This is a genomic window from Acinetobacter sp. V2 (assembly GCF_001188385.1).
Taxonomy (GTDB): domain Bacteria; phylum Pseudomonadota; class Gammaproteobacteria; order Pseudomonadales; family Moraxellaceae; genus Acinetobacter; species Acinetobacter oleivorans.
Genome location: NZ_JZFB01000001.1, coordinates 1,211,842 through 1,212,337 on the forward strand (window position 1 = coordinate 1,211,842; position 496 = coordinate 1,212,337).

A 496-nucleotide genomic window follows, 5' to 3' on the forward strand; every position below is an offset into this window, starting at 1 on the left:
ATACTGACTCGCTGCGATGTCAGCATTAATCACCCCAAAGCCAAACAAGTTCTTGGCAAAACCAGTGCCCAGGTTCGATAAACCATCTGTTGAAGCTTCTGCACCACCACTTAAGGTCAGTGAGTTGCTGTAACCGTATCGAATCGCACCCGAAGCAAAAGTGGCATCATCATAATCGTTTGAAAACAGGCCATAGTTATAGCGTGGAACCCCGACATCTACTGAAAATTCATTAATGCCTTTCGCCAGAATTTTTGATGAAAAATAATAGGCCTGTTTAGTAATGCTCTGCTGACCTGTTGCATCGGTAGTCACAAGAGTGACTTCATTGCCTGAAATAAACGGAAGTTGTTTAATGTCAAATGGGCCTGATGGCACCAGTCCTGAATAAATCTTTTGCTGGTTAACGTATAAATCTAAAGTCGAAGGCAATGCAGCCGAGCCTGAAAATTGCGGTAGTGCCGAGGTAACAAGATCACCTCGTTGAGTATAAGCA

General features: G+C 43.5%; 1 protein-coding gene. It reads right to left on the minus strand.

Translation table 11 applies throughout. The annotated features are described in order from the left end of the window. A partial coding sequence (locus UC75_RS05560) for a fimbria/pilus outer membrane usher protein (protein WP_164837868.1) occupies positions 1–496 on the minus strand: 496 nt, incomplete at both ends.